This window comes from Mesorhizobium sp. C264A, assembly GCF_040324515.1.
In the GTDB taxonomy this organism is placed as follows: Bacteria; Pseudomonadota; Alphaproteobacteria; order Rhizobiales; family Rhizobiaceae; genus Mesorhizobium.
Map to the genome: position 1 here is coordinate 829,317 of NZ_JAMYVY010000002.1, position 13,770 is coordinate 843,086.

Annotated in this window: 13 protein-coding genes; 3 read left to right on the plus strand and 10 right to left on the minus strand. The window is 63.1% G+C overall.

The genetic code is table 11. The features are described from left to right. Positions 1–24 precede the first annotated feature (24 nt). The gene (locus NKL04_RS22985) at positions 25–1,371 is read left to right on the plus strand and encodes an NAD(P)/FAD-dependent oxidoreductase (protein WP_023702527.1); all 1,347 of its coding nucleotides are present in this window, start codon (positions 25–27) and stop codon (positions 1,369–1,371) included. 25 nt (positions 1,372–1,396) lie between these two features. Here the strand turns inward: NKL04_RS22985 and NKL04_RS22990 are convergent, their stop codons facing one another. The 9 genes from NKL04_RS22990 to NKL04_RS23030 form a co-directional block, all read right to left on the minus strand. After that, the gene (locus NKL04_RS22990) at positions 1,397–2,809 is read right to left on the minus strand and encodes a S8 family serine peptidase (protein WP_352514617.1); all 1,413 of its coding nucleotides are present in this window, start codon (positions 2,807–2,809) and stop codon (positions 1,397–1,399) included. Further along, on the minus strand, positions 2,799–3,467 hold the full coding sequence (locus NKL04_RS22995; protein ID WP_023700401.1) for a hypothetical protein: 669 nt from the start codon (positions 3,465–3,467) through the stop codon (positions 2,799–2,801). The genes NKL04_RS22990 and NKL04_RS22995 overlap by 11 nt, the downstream gene beginning before the upstream one ends. A 14-nt stretch (positions 3,468–3,481) precedes the next feature. Further along, a complete protein-coding gene (locus NKL04_RS23000; protein ID WP_023700402.1) occupies positions 3,482–4,048 on the minus strand; it encodes a sigma-70 family RNA polymerase sigma factor in 567 nt (188 codons plus the stop codon). Between the two features lie 287 nt (positions 4,049–4,335). Further along, the gene (locus NKL04_RS23005; protein ID WP_023694742.1) at positions 4,336–5,175 is read right to left on the minus strand and encodes an alkaline phosphatase family protein; all 840 of its coding nucleotides are present in this window, start codon (positions 5,173–5,175) and stop codon (positions 4,336–4,338) included. A gap of 64 nt (positions 5,176–5,239) precedes the next feature. Then, positions 5,240–6,895 (minus strand): ABC transporter ATP-binding protein, encoded by a 1,656-nt coding sequence (locus NKL04_RS23010; protein WP_023694741.1) that lies wholly within the window; start codon positions 6,893–6,895, stop codon positions 5,240–5,242. Then, on the minus strand, positions 6,895–7,719 hold the full coding sequence (locus NKL04_RS23015) for an ABC transporter permease (protein ID WP_023671389.1): 825 nt from the start codon (positions 7,717–7,719) through the stop codon (positions 6,895–6,897). Before NKL04_RS23015 ends, NKL04_RS23010 begins: the two co-directional genes overlap by 1 nt. 9 nt (positions 7,720–7,728) lie before the next feature. Further along, positions 7,729–8,688 carry an ABC transporter permease gene (locus NKL04_RS23020; RefSeq protein WP_023671388.1) on the minus strand — a complete coding sequence of 320 codons (960 nt, stop codon included), beginning with the start codon at positions 8,686–8,688 and terminating at the stop codon, positions 7,729–7,731. Positions 8,689–8,704: 16 nt separating this feature from the next. Next, positions 8,705–10,291 (minus strand): ABC transporter substrate-binding protein, encoded by a 1,587-nt coding sequence (locus NKL04_RS23025; RefSeq protein WP_023671387.1) that lies wholly within the window; start codon positions 10,289–10,291, stop codon positions 8,705–8,707. 154 nt (positions 10,292–10,445) lie between these two features. Further along, complete coding sequence (locus tag NKL04_RS23030; protein WP_023700403.1) at positions 10,446–12,431, minus strand: CocE/NonD family hydrolase; 1,986 nt, start codon at positions 12,429–12,431, stop codon at positions 10,446–10,448. Positions 12,432–12,613: 182 nt separating this feature from the next. Here NKL04_RS23030 and NKL04_RS23035 point away from each other — a divergent pair, with 182 nt between their 5' ends. After that, positions 12,614–12,868, plus strand: coding sequence for a BrnT family toxin (locus tag NKL04_RS23035; protein WP_023700404.1), 255 nt, complete (start codon positions 12,614–12,616; stop codon positions 12,866–12,868). Continuing rightward, positions 12,855–13,166 (plus strand): BrnA antitoxin family protein, encoded by a 312-nt coding sequence (locus NKL04_RS23040; protein WP_023671384.1) that lies wholly within the window; start codon positions 12,855–12,857, stop codon positions 13,164–13,166. The genes NKL04_RS23035 and NKL04_RS23040 overlap by 14 nt, the downstream gene beginning before the upstream one ends. Positions 13,167–13,176: 10 nt before the next feature. On the opposite strand, the gene NKL04_RS23045 is transcribed toward NKL04_RS23040, so the two are convergent. Then, on the minus strand, positions 13,177–13,770 hold the full coding sequence (locus tag NKL04_RS23045) for a nucleoside deaminase (protein WP_023700405.1): 594 nt from the start codon (positions 13,768–13,770) through the stop codon (positions 13,177–13,179).

Here is a 13,770-nt window from a genome sequence, read left to right on the forward strand (position 1 = left end):
CAACCAGTCCTCAGGGTGCGCCACTTGCCCATATTCCCGTTCTCCGAAACGGATCCAATCCGGCATCCTGGCCCACCGCCGAAAACGTCGGAGGTGGTCATTGTCGGTGGCGGCATCATCGGTGTGACGACGGCGCTTTTCCTGGCACAGCGGAACATCCCGGTGACGCTGCTGGAAAAAGGACGCATTGCGGCTGAACAGTCGTCCCGGAATTGGGGCTGGATTCGAAAGCAAGGACGCGACGCCGACGAGTTGCCCATCGTCATCGAGGCTATTCGCCTGTGGCGGCAACTGGCTGAGGAATGCGGCGAGGACATCGGCCTGACCCAAACAGGTGTGACCTACCTGGCGAACACCGACAAGGACATGGCCGGCTTCGAAGCGTTCATGAAGATCGCCGCGATGCATGCGCTCGACACCCGTCTCCTGGATGCAGACGAAACCGCGACACTCATCAAAGGCATGTCGCGCAAATTCAAGGGCGCGATGACGACGCCCTCCGACATGCGTGCGGAGCCTTGGCTGGCGGTGCCTGCACTTGCCCGGCTCGCCGTGCGAAAAGGCGTCAAAATCGTGGAGAACTGCGCGGCGCGAACCCTCGAAATCTCGGCCGGCAAGGTCAAGGGCGTGTGGACCGAGGCGGGGTATATCGAGGCCTCCAGCGTATTGGTCGCCGGAGGCGCCTGGTCATCCCTGTTCCTGAGAAGACACGGCGTCTCCATCCCCCAGCTCAGTGTCAGGGTAACCGTCGCCGCAACCGAGCCCCTGGCTGAAATCTATGCAGGCGCGGCGACTGACGAACACATCGCTTTCCGGCGCCGGCAGGATGGCGGCTACACGCTCGCCGCGGGCGGCAGCCACCTGCATTACCTGGGACCTGATGCATTCCGGCACGCCTCCAAATACCTTCCTGCGCTGAGGGACAATCCGCTGGGGACACGCTACTTTCCGTTCGCGCCGTCAGGTTACCCCGATGCCTGGTCGACGCCGCGCGATTGGGCGCCGGATTCGCACAGCCCTTTCGAGAGAATGCGGGTGCTCGACCCGGCCCCGGAACCGGCCCGTCTGCGTTCGATAGAACGCAAGTTCAAGCACCTCTTTCCGCAGTTCGAGACGGTTCGCCTGAAGGCAGGCTGGGGCGGCATGATCGACGCCATGCCGGACGTCGTCCCCATCGTGGATCATGTGCAGGCCGTCGGCGGTCTTTTCGTCGCGACGGGAATGAGCGGTCACGGCTTCGGTATCGGGCCTGGCATAGGCCGGGTCGTTGCGGACATGATTCAGGGAAACGAGACCGGACACGACCTCAGCCGCTTCCGCCTGTCACGCTTCCATGATGGCAGCCCTGTCCGGCTGGGCCCGGCGCTCTGAATTGGTGGCGCGAATTTCGCCCGGTTTACTTGTTCGCCGCCGCCTTCGTATCCAGCAGCCCATAACCGAAATCATTGTCCCGTCCCTTCGGACCGAGATCCCTGGCGGTGGCGGCCAGCGCCTTTTCGATGTCGTCGGCGGAGCGCTCGGGTGAAGCGTGGATCAAATTGGCGATAGCGCCGGACACGATCGCGGCGGCAAACGAGGTGCCGGTGACGACGTCAGAGCCGGCGCCGCTCGGCGCCACCATCTCGACGCCGGGCGCCGAGATGAAGACATAAGCGCCGCGATTGGCCTGCTGCATCAGCCCGTCCTTGGCGTCGGTGGCGGTGACCGCGATCACGCCGTCATAGGCGGCGGGGTAGCCATAGGGCGCTTTCGGCCCGTTGTTGCCGGCAGCAGCGACCAGGATGATGCCGAGCCCGCGCGCATTGCGGCAGGCGGTGGCGAGCAGATCGTTCTTGGGGCCGACGAAACTCATATTGATGATGCTGACATTCTGGTCCGCCGCCCAGTCGAGCGCCGACAGGATGACATCCATGGTCGACCTGCCGTCCTCGAAGGCGCGGGCGTGATAGATCCTGGCGCCGGGCGCCATGCCTTCGAGCGCGCCGACGCCGGCGATCAGCCCGTCGACCGAGGTACCGTGGTCACGCTTTTCGACCGGCACGTTGGGCATGGCGTCGAACTGGTCGGCAATGACGCCGGTCAGCGCCGGATTGGTGTCGTCTATGCCGGTGTCGATGACGGCGATGCGCACGTTTTCGCCACTGGCTTGCTTGTTGTCGAGCTGAATGCGCTCGAAGGCATAGTTGACGATGCCGGCCGCCTGCTGCAGCGAATAGATATGGTTTGGCTCGCGCCGCAGGGTGCGGCCATCGGCGGCCAGCTGCGCCAGCACGGCGCCGACCGGGCGGCCGTCGGGAATGCCGAAGCGCACCAGCGTGGTGCCGAGCAGCCGCGACTGGCGCTGCGAGCGCACTTCAAGGCCGAAGGAGGCGGCGATCTGCTGGACGGCGCCGGCATCGCCGTCGACGGTCACCAGCACCTCGTCGGGCACGAACTCGCCGGCGATGGCACGGCGCGGCGCGGTCGCGACAAGATCGGTCGGCGAAACGATCGCCCCGCCGGCGGGTGGCCCGGCCTGCGTGTCGGCAGGCGGCGCTGACGGCCGCGGCGTCGGCACGGGCGCTACGGGAGCCGGTGGGTTGGGAAACAGGTCGACGATCAGGGCCGGAAGGGTAACTGCGCCTGGTTCGCCGCCGACGTTGGCCTCATTGCCGTCTTTCGGGCAGTCGGCAGCCGCCGCTCCGGCCGCGTCGGTGCAGTCGGCCCGGCCGGCATTGGGATCATTGGTCTGCGCCGACGCCGGCACGGCGACGATTGTCGTCGCCGCCACCAGGATCGCCGCAAATCGAATGACCGCCCTAGCTGCCATCAACCGGTTTCCTTCCCTCGATCACAGTCTCCGCGAACGGCTGGGCGGCAATAAGGCCGACGAGCCTGGTGTAGTCTGCTCCGGTCTTGACCGGGATGGCAATGCGGAAGACGCCCGAGGCGGCCGGCCCGCCGGCGATCTTCAGCGCGTTCTGGTCGAGGAAAACAGCGATGTCGGACATCTTCGCATCCGGCTTGAACTTGACCAGCGCGAACGGCAGTTTGGCCAGATCATCCTCGGCGCCGGCAATCTCGAAATCATGGCTCTTGCCGCCGGTCTGCACGTAGGACTGCACCACGACCAACGCCAGCAGCACCGCCGCTGCCGCCCAGGCGACACCGACCGGCACCGCCATGAAACGGCCGAGTGCCTGCGCCAGCCAGAAACGGCCCGCGGGAGCGCGGACCGGTCCGGCTTCGGCGTCGAGCGCCCTGGCAAAGCGGCTGAGCGCATCGGCCGGTGGCCGGATCGCCTCGTTGGCGGCGGTGGCGCCGGAGAATTCCGCCTCAGCCTCGCCAAGCGCCGCCATCGCCGCCGGATCGGACGCCAGCCATTCCTCGACGGCTTCGAGGTCCGAGCCTTCCAGCGAGCCGTTCAGGTAGAACGGCAGCAGCGTTTCCATTTCGTCACGGCGCGACATTTTTTCAGCGGCGCTCATGTCTTCAGGATTGCTCATGGCCACCCCCTGTCGTAACCGGCGGCCTTGAGGGCTTCGCCGAGTTTCTTGCGGGCGTAGAACATTCGGGTCTTGACAGTGGCGACCGGGATGCCGAGTACCTCGCCGATCTCCGTCACCGACTGTCCATGGTAATAGGCAAGGTCGATCACCGAGCGGTGTTCCTCCGGCAAGGCATCGACGAAGCGCCGCAAGGCGGCGCCCTTGTCTTCCTTCATGGTGGCGACATCCGGCGTGTCGGCGCCATCGGGAACCTGCGCCGCATCATCGTCATCGATCCAGTCTTCTTTTTTCTTGCGCAGCATCGACAGCGCCTTGAACCGGGCGATGCCGAGCAGCCATGTCGAGACTTCCGAGCGCCCTTCGAAACCGGGCGCCTGGCGCCACAGCTCGAGAAAGACCTCGTTTGCGATATCGTCGGCCATCATTTCCGATCCCGTCTGGCGCACCACGAAGCGGTAGACCCGCGCGTGGTGACGCATGAACAGCAGCCGAACAGCGGCACGGTCGCCCTTCGCGACCCGGTCGACAAGCGCGCGATCAGTCTCGGTCGCTGCCGTCATGGCCGGTCGAGCCGCCTGGCTCCTGTCTGCTCTGTCGCCGATAGGTTCAAAAAGGTTCATCCTTCCGCCAAGGAATTTTGGCGAAGCTAACCGAAGAAGGTGAGTGTTGCCAGAGTGTCTCCCTTCTCCCCGTCACTATACAGGGAGAAGGTGGCGGCAGCCGGATGAGGGGCGGCACCGGCGTTGGGGTATTTATGTTTGATGTTGCGCTGCCCCTCACCCTTACCCTCTCCCCGTATAGTGACGGGGAGAGGGGGTAGCGAACGGCGGCTCAGCGACGACCTCCGTCACCCCAAAAACGGCTTAGCCTTCATGGTCTCCGGCACCGGCACACCCAGCCGCTTCAGCACCGTCGGCGCCAGTTGCAGTTGATCAAGCAGCGTGTCCGGATCCGGCCCTTTGCCGGCTCCGAAATAATACAGCGCGAAATCCTGCATTTCATCGTCACGGCCGCCATGATGGCCGCGGTCTGTCTGGCCGTGGTCGGCGGTTACGATCACCTCGTAACCGGCCTGCCGCCAGCCCGGCAGGAAGGCTGCCAGCATGCCGTCCATCGCATAGCAGGCATGGTCCATTTCGTGGCAGTCATGGCCGAAGCGATGGCCCATCGAATCCAGAGTGCAGGTGTGCAGGATACCGTAGTCGATGGCATGGCGTCGGGTCAGCATGGTCAGCGTCGCAAACAGGTCGACATCGCTCGGCGTCATCTGGTTGCGGGCATTGTAGCCGGTCATGGTGTGGAAGCGGCCATGCGCGATCGGTCCGTTGGGCTCGTCATACTCCATGTCCTCGACCAGATCGAACGGATAGGAACGAAAGAATTCCGACCAGTAGGAATGCGTCACCGCGCCGGTCTTGCCGCCGGCCTTGCTGACCTCGGAGAAAATATCCGGCTTGTTGACGAGAAAACGGTTCTCGTTGGATAGGATGCCGTGCTCCTGCGGCGAAACGCCGGTGTGGATCGAGGCATAGCAGCAGGCCGAGGTCGACGGCAGCACCGAGCGCATCTTCCACACCTGCGCCTCGCCCGATTGCACCCAGCCTTCGAGATTGCCCATCAGCCGGCGCCAGTTCCGGTAGGGCACGCCATCGAAAATGATGAGCAGCAGTTTGGTCTTGAGCGCCATGGGCGGCTCCGGAAAGCTTTTGCCGTTGAAGGAAGTTTTCGCGACAAAGGCCGCGAATTCCCTACTAATTCCCCGCGCTCGCCATGCGCCGTCCCTTGATCGCCTTTTCCAGCCAGCCGATCTCCATCTCGGGAACGGACGACAGCAGCAGGTCGGTATAGGCGTCGAAGGGCGGCGTCAGCACCTTGCTCTTGGCGCCGTAGCGCACCACCTCGCCGCGGTACATCACCGCGATCGAATCGGCGATCGACTTCACCGTCGCCAGATCGTGGGTGATGAAGAGGTAGGCGACCTTCTCGTGCTGCTGCAGGTTGAGCAGCAGCTTGAGAATGCCGTTGGCCACCAGCGGGTCGAGCGCCGATGTCACCTCGTCGCAGATGATCAGCTTGGGCTTGGCAGCGAGCGAGCGGGCGATACAGACGCGCTGTTTCTGGCCGCCGGAGAGTTCGGCCGGATAACGATCGAGAAAGCCCTTGCCCATCTCGATCTCGTCGAGCAGTTCGGCGACGCGCTTGTCGCGCTCGCGACCGCGTATGCCGAAGTAGAATTCCAGCGGCCGGCCGATGATGGTGCCGACGGTCTGGCGCGGGTTCATCGCCACGTCGGCCATCTGGTAGATCATCTGCAATTGCCGCAGATCCTCCTTCGGCCGGTCGGCAAGCCTGTTGGCGAGCGGCCTGCCGTCGAAGGTGACGGTGCCTTCTTCCGGCGGCAACAGCCCGGTGATGGCGCGCGCCAGCGTCGACTTGCCGGAGCCGGATTCACCGACGACAGCCAGCGTCTGTCCCGGAAAGATGTCGACCGAGACGTTCTTCAGCACCTTGACGTGGCTGCCGCCGTAAGCGGCGGTGACGTTCTTGACCGACAGGAACGGCGCGGCGCCGGGCTTCTGCTCGGCATGCTCGATCTCATGCACCGAGACCAGCGCATTGGTGTATTCCTGGCGCGGCTCCTTGATGATCTGGCGAGTGCCGCCCCATTCGACCAGCCTGCCATGGCGCAGCACCATGATCTCGTCCGAGACCTGGGCGACGACGGCAAGATCGTGGGTAATGTAGAGCGCCGCGACATGGGTGTCGCGGATGGCGTCCTTGATCGCCGCCAGCACGTCGATCTGCGTCGTCACGTCGAGCGCCGTGGTCGGCTCGTCGAAGACGATCAGGTCGGGTTCCGAACACAGCGCCATAGCCGTCATCACCCGCTGCAACTGACCGCCGGAGACCTGGTGCGGGAACCGTTCGCCGATGATTTCGGGGTTTGGCAGGCTGAGCTTCTTGAACAACGCCACGGCACGTTTCTCGGCCTCGGCGCGTGTCGCCGTGCCGTGCAGCAGCGTTGCTTCCACCACCTGGTCCATCAGCTTGTGCGCCGGATTGAAGGCCGCGGCCGCCGACTGCGCGACATAGCAGACCTCGCGGCCGCGCAATTTGCGGAAACCTTCCTTGCCGCCCTTGAGGATATCGCGGCCGTTGAGCAGCACCTCTCCGCCGGTGATGCGCACGCCGCCACGGCCATAGCCCATCGACGACAGGCCGATGGTCGACTTGCCGGCGCCGGACTCGCCGATCAGGCCGAGCACCTTGCCCTTTTCCAGCGTCAGCGAGACATCGTGGACCAAAACGATGTTCTTCGGCGCCTCGCCGGGCGGAAACACTGTCGCTTCGATGCGCAGATTGCGGATATCGAGCAGCAGGCCGGGCTTTGCTTTTGTGTCAGCCATCACCCGCGTCCTCCCTTCAGGCTTGTCGTGCGGTTGAGCACCCAGTCGGCGACCAGATTGACCGAAATCGCCAGTGCTGCGATCGCCGCGGCGGGAATGAGTGCCGCCCCGATACCGAAGACGATGCCGTCCTTGTTCTCCTTGACCATGCCGCCCCAGTCGGCATCCGGCGGTTGCACGCCAAGCCCGAGAAAGGAGAGCGTCGACAAGAACAGCACCGCGTAGATGAAGCGCAGGCCAAGTTCCGAGACCAGCGGCGAAAGCGCGTTGGGCAGGATCTCGCGGAAGATGATCCAGCCGCTGCCTTCGCCCCGCAGCTTGGCGGCCTCGACATAGTCCATGACGTTGATGTCGACGGCCACCGCGCGCGACAGCCGGTAGACGCGGGTCGAGTCGAGGACGCCCATCACCAGGATCAGCGTCACCAGATTGGTCGGCAGCACCGAAAGCACGACGAGCGCCATGATCAGGGTCGGGATCGACATCAGCAGATCGACAAGGCGCGACAGAAGCGTGTCGAACCAGCCGCCGAACACCGCCGCCGAAAAGCCGAGGATGGCGCCGAGCGAGAATGACAGCGCGGTGGCCAGCACCGCGATGAACAGCGTGATGCGAGCGCCGTAGATCATGCGCGACAGAAGATCGCGACCGAGATTGTCGGTGCCCAGCAAATGTGCCGCCGTCATCGGTTCCCAGACATCGCCGACGATTTCGGCATTGCCGTACGGTGCGATCAACGGTGCGAAAACTGCCGCCAACACGAACATAGCCGTCAGCACGATGCCGATCAGCGCAGGGATGGGGATGCGTTTGATGTCGAGCATGCCCGCCGCCTATTTCGGATGTCTGAGGCGCGGATTGGCGACGATCGCCCCGATGTCCGCAATGATGTTCAGGCTGATATAGACGGCGGCGAAGACCAGGCCGACCGCCTGCACCACCGGCACGTCGCGCTTGGTGACGTGGTCGACCAGATATTGTCCCATGCCGGGATAGACGAAGATCACCTCGACCACGACGACGCCGACGATGAGGTAGGCGAGGTTGAGCATGACCACGTTGATGATCGGCGCTATGGCATTGGGGAAAGCATGCTTGCGGATGACGTTGAAGGCCGACAGGCCTTTCAGTTCCGCCGTCTCGACATAGGCCGACTGCATGACGTTGAGGATGGCCGCGCGGGTCATGCGCATCATATGCGCCAGCACAACCAGCGTCAGCGCGGTGGCCGGCAGCGCGATCGCCTGCATGCGCTCACCGAACGGCATGCCGTCATAGACCGTGGAAATGGCCGGGAACCATTGATACTTCACGGCAAAGAAATAGACGAGCACATAGCCGATGAAGAATTCCGGGAAAGATGTCGAGGCGAGCGCCAGGCCGGAGATCAGCTTGTCGACCCAGCCATTGCGGTAACGCACGGCGATCAGGCCGAGGATGATGGCCAGCGGCACGGCCACGATCGCAGCCCAGAAGGCGAGGAACAGCGTGTTCCACAGCCGCCCCTTGATCGACGTGGCAATATCCTGGCCGCTCGACATCGCCGTGCCAAGATCGCCGGTGAGCACACCGCCTAGCCAATGGAAATACCTGATGTAAGCCGGCTGATTCAGGCCGAGCTGCTCGCGCAGATTGGCGAGCGATTCCGGCGTCGCCGACTGTCCGAGAATGGCTTGCGCGACGTCGCCGGGCAGGATCTGGGTGCCGGCGAAGATCAGGACCGAAACGGCCAGCAAGAGGACGATGCCCAGCGCAACGCGCTGGGCCACAAGTTTCACGACGGGTGAGGACATATCCGCAAAGCCGGGCTCAGGCTTCGAGCCAGCACTTCGCCAGCGCGTAGCCGTTCATCAGCTCCTGATGCGGATCGTCTACCCAGCCGCCGACCTTGGCGCCTGTCGCATCGATGAACTGATTGAACATCGGCAGGATCAGGCCGCCCTCGTCGCGCACCAGCACGGCCATGTCGTGGTACATCTGCTTGCGCTTGGTCTCGTCGAGTTCGGCGCGTGCGGCCAGCACCAGCTTGTCGAAGTCCGGACGCTTGAAACGGGTGTCGTTCCAGTCGGCGGTCGACAGATAGGCGGTCGAGTACATCTGGTCCTGGGTCGAGCGGCCGCCCCAATAGGAGGCGCAGAAGGGCTGCTTGTTCCAGACCTCGTTCCAGTAGCCGTCGCCGGGCTCGCGCTTGAGCTCGATCTTGATGCCGGCCTTGGCCGCGCTCTGCTGGAAGAGCTGCGAGGCGTCGACCGCGCCCGGGAAGGCGACGTCGGAGGTGCGCAGCAGCACGGTGCCGTCATGGCCCGACTTCTTGTAGTGGAACTTGGCCTTGTCGGGATCATATTTGCGCTGCTCGATCTCGGAAAACAGCGGATAGGACGAATTGATCGGGAAGTCGTTGCCGAGCGAGCCGTAGCCGCGCAGCACCTTGTTCAGCATCTCTTCGCGGTCGATCGCGAGCTTCAGCGCCATGCGCAGGTCGCTGTTGTCGAAGGGCGCGGTGTTGCAATGCATGATGAAGACGTAGTGGCCGGGGCCGGCATGGTTGCGGATGGTGACGCCCGGTACGCGCTTGATGAGGTCGACGATCTTCGGCTCGACGCGGTTGATCATGTTGACCTGGCCGCCCTGCAGGGCCGCCGTGCGCGCGGTCGCGTCGTTGATGACGATGATCTCGATCTGGTCGGCATGGCCCATCTTGTCGGCCTGCCAGTAATTGGCGAAGCGCTCGCCGCCATGGCGCACGCCGGGCTCGTTGGTGGTGACCTTGTAGGGTCCTGCCGAGATGCCGGCATCCGCCTTGTCCTTGCCGCCGTTGGGCTGGACGATGAGGTGGTAGTCGCTGAGGAGATAGGGAAGGTCGGCGTTGGCCTCCTTCAGCGTCAGGACGACTTCCTTGCCACTGGCTTTGATGCTGTCGATGCCCTTCATGTAGCCCAGCGCGCCGGACTTCGACTTTTCATCGGAATGGCGCTCGAGCGTTGCCGCCACATCCTCAGCGGTCACCGTCTTGCCGTTGTGGAATTCGACGCCGTCGCGGATTTTCAGCGTCCACACCTTGGCGTCGTCCGACGAGCCGATCTCTTCGGCGATGCGGTTCTCGAGCTTGCCTTCCGGGGACAGCTCGACGATCAGTTCGCCCCACATCTTGCCAAAAGCGAACGGCACTTGCGTCATGAACAAAGCCGGGTCCAGGCTGTTCGTGGATTCGCCGCCGACGAGGCCGGCCTTCAGCGTGCCGCCCTTGACCGGGCCTTCCGCGCGAGCCGCACTGGAAAGCAGCATATTGGCGAAGGGCGCTGTGACGCCGAGTGCTGCGGCGCGGCCGAGGAAATCACGACGGCTCAGCTTGCCGGACGCAACGCGCCGGCTCAGATATTCGAGTTCGTTGGACATTTGAGTTCCTCACTCTGTTGGTTCGACCTTATGGTCGTTTTTTGCTTGTTGTTACCAAAGGGATATTGACCGGAAGGCAAAGCGGTAAGCAAGACGGAATGCGACATGCCGTGGCGTAAATCGTGCGTCGCAACTGGACCAGTCGGGTGGACGCTCAGAGCAGGTCGCGCGGGATCGTCTCTTCGAAATCGCGTTCGAAAACCAGCGTTTCGCCCTCATAGGCTTCGATTCTGGCGCTGACGATGAAGTTTTGCGCATCGCAGCGCATTTCAGCCGACGTCTCGGTGCGCACCGACCATCCGTTTCGCGACAAGGTCTGCGTCCAGTGCGTGCGGCCCGAGGCAGACAGCGGGTCGTCGGGGTGGATCGTCCAGCTCTCGCGGGCAATGCTGCCATTGGCCAGTCCATGCGCGAGATCGCGCACTTCTCCGAAATCATCCGTGATCGACAGCGTGACGATGCCGGTCTTCTCATCGCGATCGACGTGACGCTCGGAATTCGCTGTACGAACTGTCTCGGTTGCCCAGGGTGTTGCGCCTTCGGGAGACTGGAATGAAGTCTCGTCGCTTTTTGCGAGCGGGCGCAGCGGCAGCCTCAGCGTCGCCGCTGAAAGGTCGAGCCGCACCGGCTCCGGCGACGGCCAGATCATCGGCCAGTAAGCGTTGGAAACAGCGATGCGCAGGCGGTGTCCGGCCGGCACGCGGTAGGCGCACTGGTCGAGAATAACGCGCGCCGAAACCGTTTCGCCCGGCACCAGCGCTTGCGGCTGTTCGTGCGAAGCGCGATGCGTCAGGTTGAGCACGCCGTAGGAGATCAGTTCCGAGGCGCCGTCGGGGTGCACGTCGCACAGCCGCACCGCGATGTTCGCCTGCGGGCGATCGGACGACACCCGGATGAGAAGCTCCGGCGCGCCGACGATGTCGAGTGCCTCGGCAAGCACAGGCTGATCGAAGCAGACGGACAGCGCATCGTCCGGGCGCTGGTCGCCGGGCAGTTCCGGGCCAAAGGTGAAGGGAAAATATTCGCCGCCGGCGAGCCCGCAGCTTTGCGGGGTCGCCACGATCGCCGGCCTGACGCCGTCAGCAATGAGTTCGATCGCCCCGACCTTGATGTTGGGAGACGGCCATTCCTGTTCGGCCACCCAACGGCCCGGCCGCTCCGGGTGCCAGCGCGCCGGCCGCACACTGTCCATGACATAGGCGCGGTAGTCCGGGTCGGCCTCGACGCCGGTGTCGACGCCCTTCAACCAGTTGTCCCACCAGCGCAACGCCTCCTGCAGGAAGCCGATGGCGGGTTTGGGTTCGGCATAATGCGGGTATTTGTGGATCCATGGCCCGACAATGCCCTTCACCGGCGCCTGGATGTTGGTGACCAGATGCGAGATCGTGTTGCGGTAGCCGTCATGCCAGCCGCCGATCGACAGCACGGCGGCTTTGACCGCGGAGAAATCCTCGCAGATCGAACCGCGTTTCCAATAGGCGTCGCGATGCTGATGGCTGAGCCAGAGCGGCAGAAGGAAAGACTGGTTCTCCAGCCGCGTCAGCCAGAGGTCGCGCCAGCGATTGTCGCCCGCAATCAGCGGATCCGGCGGTCGCGACGAATAGGACAACATAGTCGAGGCCCAGCCGAAATTTTCCGTCAAAAGGCAGCCGCCCTTGTAGTGGATGTCGTCGGCGTAGCGGTCGACGGTCGAGCACAGGCTGATCACCGCCTTCAGCGCCGGCGGCTGCTTGGCCGCTACCTGCAGGCAGTTGAAGCCGCCCCAGGAAATGCCCATCATGCCGACGCTGCCATTGCACCAGGGCTGTGCTGCCGCCCAGGCAATCACATCACAGGCGTCCTGCAATTCCTGTTCGGAATATTCGTCGTCCATCAGCCCTTCGGAATCGCCATTGCCGCGCATGTCGACGCGGATCGAGGCGTAGCCGTGGCCGGCGAAATAGGGATGCGTCAGCTGATCGCGAAAGATGGTGCCGTCGCGCTTGCGGTAGGGCAGGTGCTCGAGGATCGCCGGCACCGGATCGCTGCTGGCGTCCTCCGGCATCCAAACCCGCGCCGACAGCCGGCAACCATCCGGCATGACGATGCCCATATCGGGGAATTCGACGACCTTGCGGGGAAATTCGGTGATGGTTTTCATGCGATGCTCCAGGATGTCAGTGACGCATGAAGCGGGCATGTCATGAAGTCAAACGGGCGACGGCCGGTGTCGCCGCGACGACGCCACGATATGTAGCCCGATTGTTTTGCCCTGATGTTGCAGGATTATAATTAATGTATTACATTTATTAACTGAACCCAACGTGATGAGGATGGTTTCGCCTGAAAATCGTTTGGGATGAGCCAAAGCGCGTGACGAACCTGGACAGCCGGGGTCTCGATTTTGCCGAACTCGATATTGAGTTTTTTGCGACTTCAACCGTCCTTCCAGCCAAGGCCGACCGGTTCAAGGCGATTGGCGAATTCGGAGAGATCATCCTGGCCGTGATTTTCAAGCCGCTTGGTTCGGAGGCGATTTCGGTGATCTCGATGCGCCGTGCCAGCCGAAAGGAAAGGTCAGTATATGAACAATCCTAAATCGCGTGTTCGACCGCTTACCGATGCGGAGGAAGTGGAAATTCAAAGACAAATTGTTGATGATCCCGACGATGCGGAGACGACAGACGAACAGTTGGCGCAAGCCAGGCCTTTCGCGGAAGTGTTTCCAGAACTTTTCGAGAGCATAAGGCGTGCTCGTGGCCGGCCAGCCGTGGAGAAGCCTAAGCAAGTCGTGTCCATCCGTCTGGATCAGGATGTCATCAGTAAATTCAAGGCGACCGGCAAGGGCTGGCAGGCCAGGATCAACGAGGTGCTGAAAAACGCGAAGGTAGGCTAGGCAATCCGCGTCAGTTCAGCGGAATGTCGTTTTCGGCCTTGCGCGCCTGATAAGCGCCGGACAGTTCGTCGTAGCGGGCGGAAATATTGCCGATCCTTGCCTCAAGCCGGCCGCGCTCGGCCTCGGGCAGCGCCCGCACCAGCCTGCGAATGGAAAAACTCTTCCAATAAGTGTTCTCGGCATTGTAGCCGCCGGGATCAAGAGTGAAGACCTCTTTCAGGATTTTCAGATCGTGCGGGATCGCAAAGCTGTCGCGTGAATCCTCGTGGCTGAAGAGGTAGTAGAAATTGTCGAAGCCGGTCCAGGTGATCGCCGACAGGCAGAGCGAGCAGGGCTCATGCGTGGCGATGAAGATGGCGTCCTTGGTGTCGACGCGCTCGGCTTTCGGCATTTCATAGAAACGCTTCAGGCAGTGCACCTCGCCATGCCAGAGCGGATTTTCCATCTCGTTGTTGGTTTCGGCCAGCACCAGCGAGCGGTCGCCCTTCCGCAGGATGGCGGCGCCGAACAGCTTGTTCCCATGGGCCACGCCCTCTGCCGTTTTCGGCACGATGTCGTGCTCGATGACATCGAGCAGGCGGTCGATCAGCGATATGTCGGTCAT